At 41.8% G+C, this 17,843-nt stretch carries 17 protein-coding genes; all 17 read right to left on the minus strand.

The genetic code is table 11. The features are described from left to right. Nucleotides 1-768 (minus strand): nucleoside phosphorylase, encoded by a 768-nt coding sequence (locus E7303_RS01810; RefSeq protein ID WP_292143576.1) that lies wholly within the window; start codon nt 766-768, stop codon nt 1-3. Next, a complete protein-coding gene (locus E7303_RS01815) occupies nt 765-1,331 on the minus strand; it encodes a GNAT family N-acetyltransferase (protein ID WP_022772474.1) in 567 nt (188 codons plus the stop codon). Before E7303_RS01815 ends, E7303_RS01810 begins: the two co-directional genes overlap by 4 nt. 296 nt (nt 1,332-1,627) lie before the next feature. Next, nucleotides 1,628-2,494, minus strand: a complete 867-nt coding sequence (locus E7303_RS01820; protein WP_292143577.1) for an NAD-dependent epimerase/dehydratase family protein — start codon at nt 2,492-2,494, stop codon at nt 1,628-1,630. Nucleotides 2,495-3,519: 1,025 nt separating this feature from the next. Further along, nucleotides 3,520-3,942: an ATP synthase F1 subunit epsilon gene (gene atpC, locus E7303_RS01825; protein WP_074885413.1), complete on the minus strand. Its 423-nt coding sequence runs from the start codon at nt 3,940-3,942 to the stop codon at nt 3,520-3,522. A 17-nt stretch (nt 3,943-3,959) separates the two neighbouring features. Further along, nucleotides 3,960-5,357: a F0F1 ATP synthase subunit beta gene (atpD, locus tag E7303_RS01830; RefSeq protein WP_292143578.1), complete on the minus strand. Its 1,398-nt coding sequence runs from the start codon at nt 5,355-5,357 to the stop codon at nt 3,960-3,962. Nucleotides 5,358-5,476: 119 nt separating this feature from the next. After that, nucleotides 5,477-6,334 carry an ATP synthase F1 subunit gamma gene (gene atpG, locus E7303_RS01835; protein ID WP_292143579.1) on the minus strand — a complete coding sequence of 286 codons (858 nt, stop codon included), beginning with the start codon at nt 6,332-6,334 and terminating at the stop codon, nt 5,477-5,479. A gap of 16 nt (nt 6,335-6,350) precedes the next feature. After that, the gene (atpA, locus tag E7303_RS01840; protein ID WP_292143580.1) at nt 6,351-7,871 is read right to left on the minus strand and encodes a F0F1 ATP synthase subunit alpha; all 1,521 of its coding nucleotides are present in this window, start codon (nt 7,869-7,871) and stop codon (nt 6,351-6,353) included. Between the two features lie 20 nt (nt 7,872-7,891). After that, nucleotides 7,892-8,431, minus strand: a complete 540-nt coding sequence (atpH, locus tag E7303_RS01845; protein ID WP_022772484.1) for an ATP synthase F1 subunit delta — start codon at nt 8,429-8,431, stop codon at nt 7,892-7,894. Nucleotides 8,432-8,612: 181 nt separating this feature from the next. Next, nucleotides 8,613-9,143, minus strand: a complete 531-nt coding sequence (gene atpF, locus E7303_RS01850) for a F0F1 ATP synthase subunit B (protein WP_022772486.1) — start codon at nt 9,141-9,143, stop codon at nt 8,613-8,615. Between the two features lie 28 nt (nt 9,144-9,171). After that, nucleotides 9,172-9,453 carry an ATP synthase F0 subunit C gene (atpE, locus tag E7303_RS01855; protein WP_022772487.1) on the minus strand — a complete coding sequence of 94 codons (282 nt, stop codon included), beginning with the start codon at nt 9,451-9,453 and terminating at the stop codon, nt 9,172-9,174. Between the two features lie 67 nt (nt 9,454-9,520). Further along, nucleotides 9,521-10,291, minus strand: a complete 771-nt coding sequence (locus tag E7303_RS01860) for a F0F1 ATP synthase subunit A (protein WP_022772488.1) — start codon at nt 10,289-10,291, stop codon at nt 9,521-9,523. A gap of 10 nt (nt 10,292-10,301) precedes the next feature. Continuing rightward, complete coding sequence (locus tag E7303_RS01865; protein WP_292143581.1) at nt 10,302-10,712, minus strand: ATP synthase subunit I; 411 nt, start codon at nt 10,710-10,712, stop codon at nt 10,302-10,304. A 30-nt stretch (nt 10,713-10,742) separates the two neighbouring features. Then, the gene (locus tag E7303_RS01870) at nt 10,743-11,021 is read right to left on the minus strand and encodes an AtpZ/AtpI family protein (RefSeq protein ID WP_103869719.1); all 279 of its coding nucleotides are present in this window, start codon (nt 11,019-11,021) and stop codon (nt 10,743-10,745) included. A 233-nt stretch (nt 11,022-11,254) separates the two neighbouring features. After that, nucleotides 11,255-13,285 carry a methyl-accepting chemotaxis protein gene (locus tag E7303_RS01875; RefSeq protein ID WP_292143582.1) on the minus strand — a complete coding sequence of 677 codons (2,031 nt, stop codon included), beginning with the start codon at nt 13,283-13,285 and terminating at the stop codon, nt 11,255-11,257. A 137-nt stretch (nt 13,286-13,422) separates the two neighbouring features. Further along, nucleotides 13,423-15,012, minus strand: a complete 1,590-nt coding sequence (locus tag E7303_RS01880; RefSeq protein WP_292143583.1) for an ArnT family glycosyltransferase — start codon at nt 15,010-15,012, stop codon at nt 13,423-13,425. Between the two features lie 76 nt (nt 15,013-15,088). Then, a complete protein-coding gene (aspS, locus tag E7303_RS01885; RefSeq protein WP_292143584.1) occupies nt 15,089-16,897 on the minus strand; it encodes an aspartate--tRNA ligase in 1,809 nt (602 codons plus the stop codon). A gap of 112 nt (nt 16,898-17,009) precedes the next feature. Beyond that, complete coding sequence (locus E7303_RS01890) at nt 17,010-17,687, minus strand: hypothetical protein (RefSeq protein ID WP_292143585.1); 678 nt, start codon at nt 17,685-17,687, stop codon at nt 17,010-17,012. Nucleotides 17,688-17,843: the final 156 nt, after the last annotated feature.

Raw genomic sequence — 17,843 nt, forward strand, 5'->3', positions numbered from 1 at the left:
TTACTTATATTCTCTCAGGATATCCAGTCCCAATAGCAGTGCTTTTTCATGTGAATCCATTCCAAAATCTCTTGCATCGTACTCATGGACATTTGCAAGTGAATCGGCTGTGAACAGGAATTGCCCGAAGCTTGCGCCTCGCTTTCTGCAGCATGCTGCAAGAGCAGAGCACTCCATCTCTACTACGGAACAGCCTTCATCCAATCGGTACTTCACCATGTCTTTTGTCTCTCTGAAAAAGCCATCCGTAGTCCAGGTTGTGCATGTTTTAAAAGGAAGTCCGTGCTTCGCAAAAGCTTTCTCGATAACACCCTTTGGTTCTTCATCAAGCTCAATGTACCTTGAAGGCGGAAGATAATGATAAGATGTTCCCTCTGCCCTAAGTGCCTTGGTTGGGACAAGAAAAGCATTTTCCGGTATCTTAGCCAGTACTCCGCAGGACCCTACTGCTATTACCTTTTTACAGCCGCAGCTTACCAGAGTATCCAGGACCTGTGTTGACGACGCTGCACCTATAGGAGATTGCACAAGGCAGATATCTTCATTTTCTTCGTGAAGCACATATATCTGGATATTGTGAGATACTGTAATCAGCTCTTTTACCACTTCAGCATTATTCTCCCTGGCATACCTATGGACCACATCTCCAAGGAAAGCAAACAGACACTTTTCAGGTAATACTACTTCTTCCAAGTCATGATCTGGGGCGATGACCTCCGGTGAAAAATCGTCATATTCCAGTATTGGTATCTCGTTTTTTATAATCATGCGTTTCCTCCTGTCTCAAATATGTTCGCCATGATGATCTCATCTCTGTAGGTTCCGTCCTTTAGCTTGAAAGCTCTTGGATTCATCCCGTATTCCTTGAATCCCATCTTTTTGTACATATGCCTGGCTCTGTCATTGTCAGAGAAAACTCCCAACTCTACCTGCTCAAAGCCATTTGCTTTCGCCTGCTCAAGCGCGGTCTTCATCATGAAACTTCCAAGTCCCATTCCTGTGTACATCAGGCGAATAGACATCCCAAGATATGCACGGTGAAGATATTTTACATGTGGCCTAATGAGTGTTATTCCCAAATCTCCAATCAACTCATCGCCGAGATAAGCACTTACCATGAAGTCTCTGTCACTTTCTGCAATACTTCCAAGTATCTCTTTGATTCTCTCAAGATTGAATGGACCATCTTCAGGTTCCCTCGCCATAAAATGCGTCTCAGCTGAAACTGCCTCCCTGTGAAGTTTTACCTTCATTGCATCCTCAGGACCTGCACTCTTTATAGTTACCTCTCGTCCATCAGGTAAAAGAAATTTCTGCTCTTTTATTCTCATAGCCACCTCCATAAGGTTTTATATTTTTTGAAATAAAATAAGCCCCATCAAACTATCGCTTGATGAGGCCCTGTATACTATATCAGTTTGTAAGGCACTATCTATGCCTTACAAATAATCTTATCCTCATCACACATATCAAAAACAGACCCCTGAATCACATTCACGGATGTCAAATTGACTATATTCATTGTGACGAGATTAAGTCTTATCATATTGTCTCTCTTTCTGAAAAATTATTAGTTGTTAGTATAATTGACAGAAAACTTAATGTCAACCGTTTTGTTGTTACGAAATTATTTTAATGTTATCGTCTTACCGTCAATCAAAGGATACAACCAGTCATTAAGCTCAAGGAATCTATAACCGGCTGATTCAGCCTTTTGAGTATTAAAACTGAGTGTATCTTCAAGACCATTATATGGGGCTTCATCCCCCTGACTACTTATCACAGCGCTTTTGCCGAGACGTTTCTCTATATGCTCAATGATATCTGAAATCTTAACGGTTTCTTTTGAGCAGCCGTTTATCGGGCCTGATACAAAATGATCTGCCAGATATGCGATGAAGTCACCGGCATCTTTTTCATATATGAATGCCATCTCCTTATCAAGGTCATCAACATTCATCGGCTTTTGATCTCTTATGTGCTCTATATAGAAATCCAATCTTCCGGTGTAATCATTCTCACCCATAACAATCGGATATCTGACAAAAGAAATATTGGCCGGGTCCATATACTCAAATACTGCTCTTTCTGCCTGCCTCTTTGACTCTCCATAGTTCTGTATCCTATCAATCCAATGAAGTTCATATTCTTCAGCTTTAAATTCATCTTCCACAATCTCAGCATGATCTTTAAAATAAACAGAGCATGTAGACATCTGTATGTATCTGTCACAGCTTACGTTTTCCAAAAGCGCCTTTACATCATTGGAACTGTAGGCAATTTTATCTATTATCAAATCAAAATGTTGTCCATCCAAAGCGGCTTTGACACTTGCCCCATCCGTCCTATCCATAACAACATAGTCTACAGAACCTTCAAAAATCGGTTTTGAATTGCCTCTTGTTGCAAGCGTGATTTCATGGCCGTTTTTGAGCAATGTATTGACCATAGGTATCCCAAAATATCTCGTTCCACCAACAACAAGTATCCTCATATAATTCTCCTTCAGCATTTGCTAATATAATGTTCATTTTATCAAAAATTCTGAAGAACTCTACAATAGCAATTTTATCTTAAATAGCATAAGCTGCATAGGATTACACCTTTAAATATTGAAGATTATCATTGAATGAGTTTTACCTAAAGCATAATGCTCTCTCTTTGTATATGCGTAAGTTGTTGGATATTAGGCAGGATGATTCTATGTATAAAATTAAGAAATTAGTGATTGATTGGCAAGCACCTGCGGTGTGGCTGTAATCTAATGCCTCAGGCTCTGAATCCAGGAACAGTAGTGGTGGCTTTTTTCACTTCCTGAAAATTTGCCGATGGATGTGTTAACTTGAAAAAATAGCTATATGCCCGGAACGACATTTTTGTCTATGAAAATTCCGATACTTCTGGCAGATGTACGGATAAGAATGCTGATAAAGCGTCATCTTATCCGTAAAATCGGTCAGTATAAGCTTCATTTCCCGCGTGGCATACGGATAAGACAGCATACATCGTGCAATCTTATCCGTAAAATGAAAGATCATTGAGCAAAAAATAACCATATTGTACGGATAAAAATAAAGAATGGTGCTGGAATTATCCGTATGACGGGATGAAAAGGAGAAAATCTATAAGCAATGAGTGGACTTCAAAAAACAATATATGCCCAAAAACTTTCCAATGTGAGCACGCTTGCATTGGAAAGCTTCGGCCATACATCCTTGAAACTAGCCGTCCCTACTGTTCTCGGATTTGGAGCCTGAGGCACTTATACCCAGCCACACCGCAAGGTGCTTGCCATTGACGGGTTCTGAGGAAAACGCTACAATGCTGAATCCGACGGTGAGATAAGATCTACTGTTCCCATCATCCTCACCGTCGGCAGAGTCTGCAGGGCGTTTTCCTCAGGCTCAGTCAATGGTGGCGTACGAAGCCAATTACTTACGCTTATACAAAACGCAAGTATTTTTGCCTTAGCATATAACTTAAAAGCCGCCAGAGGCTAAGCTCTGACGGCTTTAGATATTAGTTATATTTACTTTCCTGTCCGGAGGAACCGATTCTTACGAGAGCTCTGTAGAGCTTGGCTTCTGCACGGATACGTGTTTCTTTATCAAGCTGCTGATTCTTAAGAGTTTCTTCAGCTTTTGCCTTGGCAGCTTTAGCACGATCTACATCGATGTCTTCGCTCCACTCCCACGTAGTAGGAAGAACTCTGACTTCTCCGTTCATAACCGAAAGCATTCCACCGATACAGGCAGCCTTTCTTTCCTGGCCGTCGTCCATGGTCACTTTGGCAGTTCCCATACCAATAGCAGTACAGTAGTTGGTGTGGCGGGCAAGAATCTCCACATCACCATCTATTGTACGGAGCAGTATTTTCTGAACTTCACCTTCAAATTCCAGACCATCCAGGGACACAACCTGTAAATGATAAGAAGTGGACATAGGTTACTCCTTTGCTATTACTTGTTAGCTTTTGCTTTCTCGAAGACTTCATCAATAGTTCCTACAAGAAGGAATGCACTCTCAGGAAGATCATCGCACTCGCCATCAAGGATCATCTTAAAGCCTCTGATTGTCTCTTTGAGAGGAACGTATTTTCCAGGAAGACCTGTGAACTGCTCAGCAACTGAGAAGCTCTGTGACAGGAAGTTCTGAACCTTACGAGCTCTGTAAACAGTAAGCTTATCCTCTTCTGAAAGCTCATCCATACCCATGATAGCAATGATATCCTGAAGTTCACGATATCTCTGAAGCACCTGCTGAACTCCCTTAGCTACTTCATAGTGCTCTTTTCCTACGATATCAGGAGAAAGAATACGGCTTGTTGAATCAAGAGGATCTACAGCCGGGTAAATACCCTTAGATGCAATATCTCTTGAAAGAACGGTTGTAGCATCAAGGTGTGTGAATGTTGTAGCAGGAGCAGGATCAGTAAGGTCATCGGCAGGCACGTATACGGCCTGAACTGATGTGATTGAACCCTTCTTTGTAGATGTGATACGCTCCTGAAGAGCACCCATTTCTGTAGCCAGTGTAGGCTGATAACCTACGGCTGAAGGCATACGTCCAAGAAGCGCTGAAACCTCTGAACCAGCCTGTGTGAAACGGAAGATATTATCAATGAATAAAAGCACATCCTGATTTTTTACATCACGGAAATACTCAGCCATTGTAAGTCCGGAAAGACCAACTCTCATTCTGGCTCCCGGTGGCTCATTCATCTGTCCATAAACCAGGGCAGTTTTGTCAATAACTCCACTTTCCTTCATTTCTCCATAAAGGTCATTACCTTCACGAGTACGCTCACCAACACCGGTAAATACTGAAATACCACCGTGTGCCTTAGCAACATTATTGATAAGCTCCATGATAAGTACGGTCTTACCTACTCCGGCACCACCGAACAAACCAATCTTACCACCCTTAGCATAAGGGCAAATAAGGTCAACGACCTTAATACCTGTCTCAAAGATTTCTGTAGCAGGAACCTGATCCTCATAAGCAGGAGCCGGACGATGGATTGCCCATCTCTCTACTCCTTCAGGTGCAGGCTGATTATCTACAGGTTCTCCAAGAAGGTTGAAAATTCTTCCTAAGCACTTGTCACCAACCGGTACAGTGATTGGGCTTCCTGTGTCTACAGCATCAACGCCACGAACAAGTCCGTCTGTTGAGCTCATGGCTACGCAACGAACTACGTCATCGCCGACCTGCTGCGCAACTTCTGCAACAAGTTTGCGATCTCCAATCATAATTTCTATGGCATTGTGAAGATCAGGAAGTTCACCCTCTTTGAAGCGGATGTCAAGTACAGGACCTGTAACCTGAATTACCTTTCCAACATGATTTTCACTCATTGTTAAACTCCTTAAAGTATTGTTTTGTTAATTCCAGAATCTGCGGATGTTCTGCTCTCGTGCTTTGCACTCGCCAGAACAAGCTTCACACTAAGCTCGATTATCATCTCGCTAGGTGATTAGCTTTCCGCTCCAGCAACAATCTCAGTAATTTCCTGAGTAATGCTTGCCTGACGGGCTCTGTTATAGTAGAGGCTCAAGTTATCGATCATCTCTTCTGCATTGTCTGTAGCTGCTTCCATAGCTGTTCTACGAGCAGCAAGCTCAGATGCATAAGAAATATTGATACTTGAATATAATATTCCTGCCAGATACTCTGGAACAATCTCATTGAACACTGTCTCACTGTCAGGTTCATATAGTATCAGGTCTTTTGCCTTTCCATCTTTTTCCAGGTTTTCAGATTTCAAATCTGAAAGAGGAAGAAGCGATGTGGATGTAGGTACCTGAGATAGCATGGACACGAAGTTTGTGTAGCACAGGAAGACGTGTCCGAAGCCATCGCCACCATATGATCCGCAGATAAGCTTTGCTACCTGGAAACAGTCTGAAATGTTTACCTTGGCAACTTCGGCGTATTCCTCTGTGAGGATAGGCACATTTCTATGCTTAAAGAACTCCACAGATTTTTTACCGATAGGGAGAACTGTTACATTGCTCTTGTCCTTGATCTCAGCTTCAACAAATTTAAACAGGTTGGAGTTGTAGCCGCCTGCAAGACCTCTGTCTCCGGCAATTACAACATACAGCCATCTGTCATTTCCACTCTTGGTGTAGATTGAACGGAAATCATTGTTTCCGTTGGCTATATCTGTAAGTGTTGCAAGAATTGTCTCAAGATAAGGTTTCGAATTATCAGCTCTCTCTTTAGCTTTACGAAGCTTTGAAGCTGCAACCAGCTGCATTGCTTTCGTTATCTGCATTGTGCTCTGGACGCTTTTTATTCGGAGTTTAACAGCTTTCATTGATCCAGCCATTTAGTTTTCCTCCTGATTATTTTCTCTTTAAAAAGTTTTCAGTATAAGCGTTCAGTGTCTCTTTAAGCTTTGCTTCTGTTTCACCCTCAAGCTTTCCTGTCTCACGGATCTCACGCATAGCTGCGATTCCGGTAGGATTGCTATCAAGGAATTCATAAAGTCCGGCTTCATATTCTGCAACATCAGAAGCAGCAACCTTGATAAGGATATTGTTGACAACAGCATAAAGAATAGCTACCTGCTTTTCTACAGGAACAGGCTGATTCTTGTCCTGCTTAAGAACTTCAACAATACGTTCACCTTGAGCAAGACGTGCCTTGGTATCCTCATCTAGATCTGAACCGAACTGAGCGAAACTCTGAAGTTCACGGTACTGTGAATATACAAGTTTAAGTGTACCGGCAACCTTCTTCATAGCCTTGATCTGAGCATTACCACCAACTCGGGATACTGAAATACCAGGGTTAACCGCTGGCATGATTCCTGAGTGGAAAAGCTCTGTCTCAAGGAATATCTGTCCATCTGTGATGGAGATAACATTTGTAGGAATGTATGCTGATACATCACCTGCCTGTGTCTCGATGATAGGAAGGGCTGTAAGTGAACCTCCTCCATTTTCTTCTGAGAGTTTGGCAGCTCTTTCAAGAAGTCTTGAATGCAGATAGAAAACGTCTCCAGGATAAGCTTCACGTCCCGGTGGTCTTCTGATCAGCAAGGAGAGTGCACGGTAAGCTACGGCATGCTTGGACAAGTCGTCGTAGATACAAAGCACGTGTTTTCCTTTATACATGAAGTACTCACCCATAGCACAGCCTGTGTATGGTGAAATGTACTGCAGTGGGCTTGGTTCTGAAGCTGTAGCTGCTACAACGATTGTGTAGTCCATAGCTCCGCCCTTTTTAAGGTCTTCAACAAGAGCTGTTACTGTTGAACGTTTCTGTCCGATAGCAACATAAATACAGATAACATCCTTGCCCTTCTGGTTAAGGATTGTATCGATGGCAATTGTTGTCTTACCTGTCTGTCTATCGCCAATGATAAGCTCACGCTGACCTCTACCGATAGGGATCATTGAATCGATAGCCTTAATACCAGTCTGGAGAGGCTCCTTAACCGGCTGTCTGTCAATGATACCAGGAGCTGGTGATTCAACTGGTCTGAATTCTGTTGTTTCGATTGGGCCTGCTCCGTCGATTGGCTGACCAATGGCGTTAACAACACGTCCAATCATTTTTTCTCCTACAGGAACAGATACGACTCTTCCTGTACGCTTAACGGTCTGTCCTTCGCTGATTCCTACATCCTCGCCGAACAAAACCGCAGATACTACTGTTTCCTCGAGGTTCTGAGCCATTCCGAATGTACCATTCTCAAACTCCAAAAGCTCACCGGACATACAGTTCAAAAGTCCGCTTACACGTGCGATACCATCACCAACTGTAAGAACTGTACCAGTCTCATTCTGGATAATTGCATTCTGATAATTCTTTATCTGGCTTCGAATGACCTCGGATATTTTTTCTGGTTTTAGTTCCATATCATCCTCCGATATATTTTTTAGATGACTGTCTCATCGACTCTTCTGCGAAGCTCGGATAACCTTCCCTTTACTGTTCCGTCAAAGAGCTGTCCCTCAAGATCTACTCTCACGCCGCCAAGAACGCTGCTATCAACCTTCTGTCGTAGCAATACTTTCTTGCCGCTTATGTTCTCAAGTTTGGCCTTGAGAAGTGAAAGCTGAGAATCATCTAAGGCTACTGCCGTGGTAACAAGGGCATCAGCGATGCCGTGTTCCTCGTTGTAGCATCTTCTGTATCTCTTTTGACATGCAGAAAACTCTCTTAGGATTCCCTTCTCAATGAGAATCTTGATGAAGTTTAAAAGGTACTCCTGGCAACCATCACCAAGTGCCTGGTCAACCAGCTGAAGCCTTTCCTTCTTTGGGACTGAGGGTTCCGAGAGGAGTGTTACATAATCCGGATTCTCTTTGAAGATTCCGTTTATTACCTCCATTTCGCCCAATATTTCATCCGATAGGTTTGATTCCGCTGCCAGATCATATAGGCTCTGCCCATAAAGATCTCCAGCTTTACTCATAGTTTCTCCTTCGTCGAAACTCTGATTCGCATGCCATTAAATTTGCCTTCGGCAAGGGCATGCTCACCCTTGTTTCATTTTCTTACGCCCTCAGCAGCAAGTGCTTTCGGGCTGATTCTAATTTTTCTCCTTATTACGCCCTCAGCAGCAAGTGCTTTCGGGCTGTTTCCTGTCTCTTAATTTATGCTCCAACTTGATTGATGAACTCATCAATAAGTTTCTTATGATCGGCTTCGTTGATCTCTTTTTCAACAACTTTGCCTGCAATATCCATTGCAAGTGAGCCAATCTCGTCTTTGGCCTCGTTGACCGCCTTTTTCCTTTCCTGCTCAATATCAGCAGCCGCCCTGGCTTTGATGCCTGCTGCCTCTTCCTGTGCCTCTTTTACAAGGGCATCAGCTTTGCTCTGCGCCTCTTTCTGTGCGTCAGATACAATCTTTGCAGCCTCAGCATGAGCGCTGGTCAGGCTATCTTCGTATTGATCTTTAAGAGAATCGGCTTCTTCCTTGGCCTCTCTAGCTTCCCTGATCGTCTTATCAGCAAGATTTTTTCTCTTTTCAAGAATGTCATTGATAGGCTTGAAAAGAAACTTCTTTATCAGGAACATCTGAATGAACAAGTTGATTATCGTTGCGATAAATGTCCAGGGAACCAATGTAACCAGCTCCTGCGTGTTTTCCGCAGAAAGCATCATTAGAGCCTGTAATTGCATATATATTCTCCTTTTAAAAAATTAGAGATTAGTTTAAGTATCCCATGAACATTCCAGGTGCAACGAAGATAAGAAGAAGACCTGTAACGAAACCGTAAATACCGGTTGTCTCTGCAACGGCACAACCAAGAAGCATAGTACTTGTTACATCGCCCTTACACTCAGGCTGACGTCCAATAGCTTCAAGAGCCTTAGAAACAGCAGTTCCTTCACCAATACCAGGTCCGATACCAGCTATCAGTGCACATCCAGCACCAATACCGCATCCTGCAAGTGCAATACCTTTTGCTAAAATCTGAAAATCACCCATGTTTTTTGCCTCCTAAAATATGGTTTTTAGTTTAATAAATGATTCAATATTTGGTTTTAAATTTTGCTTAGCCTTCTTCTGCCGCATTGGCGATGTACATGACGGTCAGCATACAGAAGATAAATGCCTGCATGCATCCTGAGAACCAGTCAAAATATACGCCTGTAATTGCCGGAATACCTACGCTAAGAATTGGTATGTTGGATAAGAAATTGCCAACAACTCCGGGGATGAGTCCAAACAATGCTGCGGACGCAAGACCCAAAGCCCAATAGATAAGTCCGTCGATTACTACGCCTGAAAGGATATTTCCAAAGTGACGGCAAGCCATACTAACCGGTGTAGCAAGCTCTGACAAGATGTTAAATGGTGTCATAACTGCTATAGGTGTTGTGAATCCCTTTAAGTATCCGCCAACTCCATTGGTCTTGATCTTAGTAGCTGTGATCATGATGAAAACAACTACAGCCCAACCGGCTTCTGTCGATAAGTCTGCTGTAGGACTACGCAGTCCCACAAGGCTGATAAGATTTGATATTACACTTGTGGCAAAAAGAGCTGACACAAATGGTATCAATTTATCGAACTTATTGCCTCCAGTATTGTTACGGACAAAATTATTGCCCATTTCCACAAGCATTTCTGCAAATGCCTGTCGTTTGGAAATATTCTCAATACGTAGGTCTCTTGTGAGGAAGATACACAATCCTGTGATAATTATCATTACAAGCCAGCTGACGATCAGCGTCTCTGTAATATTGAAGTCACCAAGAATCGGAATTCCTGTGTGGATCGTATAGTATATCTTCGGTCCAACGACTGAGAAATCATTACTCATATCTTCGCCTTCAACCTCCTTTCCCCGCAGACAAGATCCCGCGTAGTTTGATTATGATGCTCGGGATGAAAAGCGGTGCAATTCCTGACACCAGGTTGAATACCGGCAAAACAATAGCAAGTATCACCCACAGGAACTGGAGCATGGTCCTATATCTATAGCTTACGCTCATAGTCCTTCTTGCTCTCTCTTCATCCGTTATTGATGCAACTTTTTGCACTGATACAGCCATCCAGAAAAAATTACCAACGGCCACTATAAAGCCGCCTATTCCACCTAAGATGACCTTTATGTCAAATGGTGCCCAATCCGGAACAACCATGTGCAAAACATAAAACACTACATATATCACAAGAACCCCAACTGCTGTTCCTGCTGCAATTATCCCCGTTTCTTTCTTTACAGCATCCTGTAATTTCATACTTTCCTTTGTCTCCTGTCGAATTAAATATCAGAAGTGTTTATTAAAATAGACTTCTGTACTGGATTTTTCTTTTTTCTTTTTCTCTTCCCTGTGAATCACTGCCAGATAAACTTTATAGGCAGTTGTCATAGATCCTCCCAGGCCCAATATGAACCCCGGTATATAAACCCAAGCCCCGACCGAAAGTCTGGTGCATAGAAGATAACAGATGAATAAACACATAAGTAGTGGCATAAGGAGTGATAGGCCAAGTTGTCCGACCATAGCAAATTGACTTAATATTTCTGACATTCGCTTTGCCTGCATTTTGGGGCTTTACTCCTTTCGTTGTTGTCGCAAAACCGTTTATTGAGCATAAAATAAACAGTATAACAAGTTAATAATACACTTTTTGCCTATAATTCTCAACCTTGTTGGACAATTTGTGCGACTTTTCTATCTTTATAAAAAATAGACCGAAGTCCGCTATAATTCTGTGAATTCTCGGACTCCGGTCATAATATTTATAAATATTTTATCAAAATTTCGGTTATTGTTCTTTAAATTTTAAACTGGTTGATGAGCCCTTCGATTGCATCTGATGAGTCAGATACCGCAGCAGCACTGCTATCAACGCCTTTGGAGTTAACAGCCACCTGCTCAGCACTTGTAGCAAGTGTAGTAGCTGTAGCGCTGACTTCCTGAGTACTTGCTGACTGCTCTTCTGAAATTGCTGCCATAGAAGTTGCAATCTCATCAACATTTCCTACTTTAGCAATCATATCGCCAACAATGTCGCTTGCTTCGTCAAGACTTCTGAAGATTTCTTCAAATGTAGACCCTGCTGTTGTAACAGCCTCCATGTTGGAGTTGATTTCTTCCATATTTGTCTTGGACTTATCTGACAGATCCTGAATCTGTGATGTGATATCTTTAATGATTTCTGCAATTTGTGTAGTTGATTCAGCACTATTATTGGCAAGCTGTCCAATCTCTGTAGCAACAACAGCAAAGCCTTTTCCTGCTTCTCCGGCTCTTGCTGCCTCGATTGAAGCGTTGAGTGAAAGGAGGTTAGTCTGTTCAGCGATTGAAGTTATCATTTCTATGATAGAGTTGATCTTATTAGCAGATTCTCCTACATCTCCAACAACTCTGTTCATATCTTCCATAGAAGATGAGATATTTGTCATTCCTGTCTGGACAGCTTCCATATCTCGCTGTCCTTCTTTTGCCTTTGTTACCAGGCTGTCCATTGTATCCTGAGTCTGATGGCTCTTGTCAGTAAGGTTACTTACTTCCTGCGCAAGTGTTGTTGCCTGATTAGCAAGCTCTGTAACAGCGTCCGCCATATCGTCCATAGCACCCTGAATCTGCTGCATTGCCTTACTCTGTTCATCTGCCTGCTCATTTAAGTCGCTGGATGCATTCTTGGAGTTAGTTGCTTCTGAAGCCAACTTACCCGTAACATTTTTAAGTTCCGCCAAAGTATCTCGCATCTGGTTGACATAGTTGAACATGTTGTTGTTCATTACGCCAATTTCATTTTCGTTTTCTCCGCCTTTTTGGATATCAACAGTAAAGTCTCCATTTGCGATTCTTGTAATGTTGTCTGTAAGGCTGCTTACCGGCTTTGTTATCATCTTATTGATGATAATGTACATTATTACACCCATAGCTATTATCATTATCAGGGCTATAATAACTGTTATTGCTATAAATCTATAAAGAGATGCCAAAACATCAGATACTTTAGTAAAGGATACAAGATACCAGGTTGTTCCTGTTACGTTATTGAATGCAACGTAGTAATCTGCGCCGTCTGTTCCATGAATTGTCTTTATTTCACTAGTTCCACCTGCAGATACAATCTGCGCAACTTCCTGTATAAAAGAATCATTTGGATACTCAGATACATCTTTTCCTATCTGGTCTTCTGCAGGAGATGCGATCATTGTAGTTCCTGAAAACATCATTGTTGAACCTGTTCCAAGAGGCTTAAACGCACTTGTCTCACTTGAAACATCGTTAAGGAACACATCTGATGAAATTACGCCGGATCTTCCATCTTTCAGAGTGATTTTTCTTGATATGGCCGCTACCATCTCACCTGTACTAAGGTCAACTGAAGGAGGATTCAATGTCATTGTGCTGTTAGCACTACCATATGTATACCATTCTCTTGCTGTAGGGTCATATCCTGCATCGGGAACCCATCCGGATATATCAATATAATCTTTATTGGAAAGTCCAATATAGAAACCTGTGTATGTCTCAGTAAACTGTGACTGCGTGTACTGATAGGCATCAATTAGTTCCTGATCATTTTCAAAAGTGTTATTCTGCACGCTGTCTGCAATTCCATCAAAATAAACTTTAATACTCTCAATTGTCCCGCTAATCTCAGCAGCATTAGCTCTTGCTTCCTGAGCAAGTCCATTTGTAGCCTGCTGCTCAATTACCCCTTTTGCCTGTATTGCAATAAATACTGTAACAATTGCAATGGCTGCCATCACCATAGGCAACATCACAAGCAAAAGCTGAGCACTAATACTTTTTCCTTGTCTTTTTGCTTTCTTACTATTATCTGACATGTTCGCCTCCTTAAAAAAATGTCACAATAATAGTATAGTCCACAATAATTAACGAAATATAAATTAAATGTATATTTAATATTAAATATGCAACATTAAAAAAAGCGCCAAACTATGCACGTTTGACGCTTGTATTATTATTCAAAAATATATACTTTATATGGGCCAAAATCATACTCGATAAACCCCAGTTTAATTAGAGCATTTATCTCGCTTTCCTCTGGAAGATACATCACGTAATTGCAGGACACATCATATGGCTCCGGGGCCCAAAAACTGTATTTTACCCCATCTCCATTGTTGCCATATTTATTGTGATCGTATTCATATGGAGATATTTCTTTTGCCCAAAGGTAATAAATATAGGCTTCATTGGCTCCACCCACATATGTAAGCCTTGATTTTACGTTTTCCGGCTGGTCATCAAGGAAGTTATATACATCTGTCGGGTCTTCTGCAAAAAGTCTTTGTGGGTAAACTGTATCTGCATATTTATTGAAATAAAAATCTACAAACTGCACACCATTTATCAGATAGAGTACCAAAAGGCAGATTGCAAGGGCAGTTGACGCAAACTTCTGCCTGTTTCTGTCAAAAAGAAATTCAACAGTCGCTACAATAAAGAAGGCCAGACCAAAAAACGCGCTATTTATCCTGTATGTGGTAACCCCTTGTATGAACAGTCCAAAAAGAAGCACAGAAAAAGTGTAGATAAGGATAACACTTTCAAATCTTATCTTCTTTTCGCGAACACTTTTTACAAGCCTTGTCAGAGTATATAGCCCACCAAAAGCGATAATCGGAAGCGAGAACATATAAAGGGCTCCAAACTGAGGAAATGAATCAAAATCAGTGTTGTCCGCCCTGAAGAGACTATCAAAGGTCCATCTAAGGTTTGGCTTAACCTGGTCAAAGACGATGTCATCAAGTCTGTAATTTAAGACTATCGGAATTGTCATGGGTCCTATGTGTATCGCAGGAAGTCCATATATATTCACAACCTGAAGAAGTATCTGTGGAATGGCAAAGATAATAACCGGGATCGTAAAGGCTATCATTGAGCTTATAGCGACTTTTTTTCTAATGGCGATAAGGTAGATTATCAAGAATAAGTAAAATAAAGGAAGAACCACATCGCTGAGGGCATAGGAATAAAAGGTTATTCCTGTTACTGTCCCAAGAAGAACAAAGCAGGTCTTTTTCCCATAGTTCTCGTCTCTAAGACAATACTCCAAGACATTGAGCATTATAACGCTTAGCCCCAGCATAAGATTGCAATCAAGAGCTATGCGCCCGGCCTGCGTAAAATAAGGGATTGTCAGGTATATAAACAGATATATGATACTGGCTCTTTTACCTGAAACTATGCGAACGAGGCGCCAGCCAAAGATTCCGGCAAGCATTGAAAAAATGACCGATGGGAGTCGTAGCATAAGCGGTGTAAATCCGCCTAAAAGAATAAACGGAACTGTGAGATAACAATATAATGCGCTCTGTCCGCCGCCATAATTGCTTAAGTACATGGGAAAACTGTTAAGATATCTGTCCACGCCAAAGTGAGCTATGCACCAGGAATCATACCCCATGCCTATCTCATCAACGTGGAGGCCTCGTGGTATATCACTAAGTTTATATAATCTCAAGATAAGCGCAAGAACCAGCATTACTACAGAAACAACTGTATAGAAATATTTTGAATCTTTTATTTTTCGAAGATTTAGAATCATTGCTCCCCCAAAAAGTATAGTGTAAAAAAGCACTATCACCATTATATCAGTGACAGTGCTTTTATTCATCATATTATCAAGCTTCGTCTTCTGTCTTTGTAACAGCAATATGGAGCTCTTCAAGCTGCTTGTCTGTAACGTATCCTGGAGCGCCCATCATAATATCCTGTGCATTCTTGTTCATAGGGAAAGGAATGATCTCACGGATTGAATCCTCACCTGCAAGAAGCATTACCATACGGTCTACACCGGGAGCAATTCCTGCGTGTGGCGGTGCGCCATAGCAGAATGCGTTGTACATAGCAGGGAACTTAGCCTTAACATCCTCCTCGCCAAGTCTTACCATCTCGAAGGCCTTGATCATGATCTCAGGATCGTGGTTACGAACAGCACCTGATGAAAGCTCTACACCATTACATACAAGGTCATACTGATCAGCAGTGATTGAAAGAGGATCTATCTCACCTCTCTCTGCCTTAAGAAGTGTCTCAAGTCCACCTGAAGGCATTGAGAATGGGTTGTGACAGAACTCAAGCTCGCCTGACTCCTCACCGATCTCATACATAGGGAAGTCTACGATCCAGCAGAATGCATACTGCTCTTTGTCCATATGTCCAGGTACTGCAGCACCGAATGTCTTAACAATAACACCGGCTGTCTTCTGAGCTGCACCAAGCTTTCCGCTTGAAAGGACTACGAGATCGCCAGCCTTAAGTGAAAGAGCTGAAACAACTGCATCCTTAATAGGTGCAACAAATTTGGAGATACCACCAACAAGCTCTCCGTTCTCATCCATTCTGAACCAGTAAGCCTTATTGCCTGACTGAACTTCTACATCTGCGATTGTCTTGTCGATGAACTTTCTGCTTTCCTTGAAATCAGAAATAACTACAGCTTTGATTCTTACGTTTGTATCGCTGCCGTCCTCAGCCTTTGTTGCAAAAGGTCCGAAACCGCAATCAGCAAGGCTTTCTGTAACGTCATCAACTGTGAGATCTATACGAAGATCAGGCTTGTCTGAACCATATTTTTCCATAGCCTCAAGATATGGAATTCTCATAAATGGAGCGCCTGATGCACGATTGTATGTACCGTATTTTGCAAAGATAGGAGGAAGAACATCCTCAAGCACTGCAAATACGTCTTCCTGAGAAGCAAAAGCCATCTCCATATCAAGCTGGTAGAACTCTCCCGGGCTTCTGTCTCCTCTTGCATCCTCATCTCTAAAGCAAGGTGCAATCTGGAAATAGCGGTCAAATCCCGCTGTCATGAGGAGCTGTTTGAACTGCTGTGGAGCCTGTGGAAGTGCATAGAACTTACCGGGATGCTTTCTTGCAGGTACAAGGTAATCTCTTGCTCCCTCAGGAGATGATGCTGTAAGGATAGGAGTTGTGATCTCCAAAAATCCGTGCTCTGTCATAGCCTGACGAAGAGCTGCAACAACATTGCATCTGAGAATAATATTCTTTTTAACTTCAGGATTTCTAAGATCAAGATATCTGTATTTAAGTCTTGCTGTCTCATCTGCTTCTCTTGAGTGGTTGATCTCAAATGGAAGCTCGTTATAACGGCAACGTCCAAGAACAGTAATGTTTTCAGGAACAACTTCTATGTCTCCTGTTGCCTGTTTAGGGTTCTTAGAACTTCTCTCTCTTACTACACCCTTTACTGAAATAGTTGATTCCTTGTTGATGGCCTTGGCTGTCTTAACCATCTCCTCTGTCTCAAGGACGATCTGTGTTGTGCCATAGAAGTCTCTTAAAACTACAAAGCCAAGTCCGCTTCCAACTTCACGCATGTTCTCGAGCCAGCCAACAAGAGTAACGCTCTCGCCGACATTTTCCATGCGCAGCTCGCCACAGTTATGTGTACGTGATTGCATCATACTTAAATACTCCATTTCATATTTTATATCAAAAAAAATCGTGCGTAGGTTGGTAAAAAACCAATACTACGCACAACATTTTAGACTATCATTGTAAATGTTTCAAGAGCTTTTATTTCACCTTGTTTCCACCCCATTCAACTACTGTAAATCCGCTTCTATCAGCCCCCTCAATATACTGAGGATTGATCTTCACAAATTTATCTGTCGGATACCACGCCATAAATACTCTTATAACTGTATCCGGTTCAGGAGAAACTGAGAGTTTTGCTCCATTTTGGTAAGCATCCGTCTGGAAGCTGATCATATTGTATTCGTTACCCTCCATCATAGGTAACCAGAAATCCATAAATTCTGATGTCTCTGCGTCGTTAAGTCCCAAAGCGTGAAGTTTTTCATCAAGGAAAGCACTTGTATCCGCTCCTGCTACACAGAACCCTGAGAAGAAATCATAGGAGAAGTTTGGATCTCCCTCCCAGAAAAGGTAATCATACTGCTGTCCTTCAAAGGTTATCTTTCCATCAGTGTTAGCAGTAACATTCCAGGTATTCTCTGCATTAAACTCAGGGATCAGATCAACGAGATTTCCATCATAATCAAGACTTACGGAGATCTCTGTGTTATCTTCCGTAGGGTACAAATAGATCACAGGCTTAAGATCGCGCCCTGCTATGCATTTATCACTTGGTTTCTGGGGGACATTGGCGACATTGGCAACAAAAGCTGTTACTCCCACTCCTAACATTAATACGCCAGCTAGAAACATACCCACAATACTTTTCTTACCCATAGAAAGTACCTCCATTTCGTACTAATATTATAATTCTTTTTTTGGAGTTATTAAACGGTTTTTTGCGCGAATTTATCGTATTTTTTCAAATTTTATCAATTGTTTTCAGGTGTAAAAAATGCCACCACAACATAGCCTTAGAACATGGTTTTGTGG

Origin of the sequence: Butyrivibrio sp. (genome assembly GCF_015056685.1) — a bacterium.
In the GTDB taxonomy this organism is placed as follows: Bacteria; Bacillota; Clostridia; order Lachnospirales; family Lachnospiraceae; genus Butyrivibrio.

Coding starts and splice junctions, on each gene's coding strand:
- E7303_RS01890 (WP_292143585.1), bottom strand. CDS start 17,687: ATGGGTAAGAAAAGTATTGTGGGTATGTTTCTAGCTGGCGTATTAATG.
- E7303_RS01820 (WP_292143577.1), bottom strand. CDS start 2,494: ATGAGGATACTTGTTGTTGGTGGAACGAGATATTTTGGGATACCTATG.
- E7303_RS01810 (WP_292143576.1), bottom strand. CDS start 768: ATGATTATAAAAAACGAGATACCAATACTGGAATATGACGATTTTTCA.
- atpF (WP_022772486.1), bottom strand. CDS start 9,143: ATGCAATTACAGGCTCTAATGATGCTTTCTGCGGAAAACACGCAGGAG.
- E7303_RS01870 (WP_103869719.1), bottom strand. CDS start 11,021: ATGCAGGCAAAGCGAATGTCAGAAATATTAAGTCAATTTGCTATGGTC.
- atpA (WP_292143580.1), bottom strand. CDS start 7,871: ATGGAACTAAAACCAGAAAAAATATCCGAGGTCATTCGAAGCCAGATA.
- E7303_RS01815 (WP_022772474.1), bottom strand. CDS start 1,331: ATGAGAATAAAAGAGCAGAAATTTCTTTTACCTGATGGACGAGAGGTA.
- E7303_RS01865 (WP_292143581.1), bottom strand. CDS start 10,712: ATGAAATTACAGGATGCTGTAAAGAAAGAAACGGGGATAATTGCAGCA.
- atpD (WP_292143578.1), bottom strand. CDS start 5,357: ATGAGTGAAAATCATGTTGGAAAGGTAATTCAGGTTACAGGTCCTGTA.
- E7303_RS01860 (WP_022772488.1), bottom strand. CDS start 10,291: ATGAGTAATGATTTCTCAGTCGTTGGACCGAAGATATACTATACGATC.
- atpE (WP_022772487.1), bottom strand. CDS start 9,453: ATGGGTGATTTTCAGATTTTAGCAAAAGGTATTGCACTTGCAGGATGC.
- aspS (WP_292143584.1), bottom strand. CDS start 16,897: ATGATGCAATCACGTACACATAACTGTGGCGAGCTGCGCATGGAAAAT.
- atpG (WP_292143579.1), bottom strand. CDS start 6,334: ATGGCTGGATCAATGAAAGCTGTTAAACTCCGAATAAAAAGCGTCCAG.
- E7303_RS01875 (WP_292143582.1), bottom strand. CDS start 13,285: ATGTCAGATAATAGTAAGAAAGCAAAAAGACAAGGAAAAAGTATTAGT.
- atpH (WP_022772484.1), bottom strand. CDS start 8,431: ATGAGTAAAGCTGGAGATCTTTATGGGCAGAGCCTATATGATCTGGCA.
- E7303_RS01880 (WP_292143583.1), bottom strand. CDS start 15,012: ATGATTCTAAATCTTCGAAAAATAAAAGATTCAAAATATTTCTATACA.
- atpC (WP_074885413.1), bottom strand. CDS start 3,942: ATGTCCACTTCTTATCATTTACAGGTTGTGTCCCTGGATGGTCTGGAA.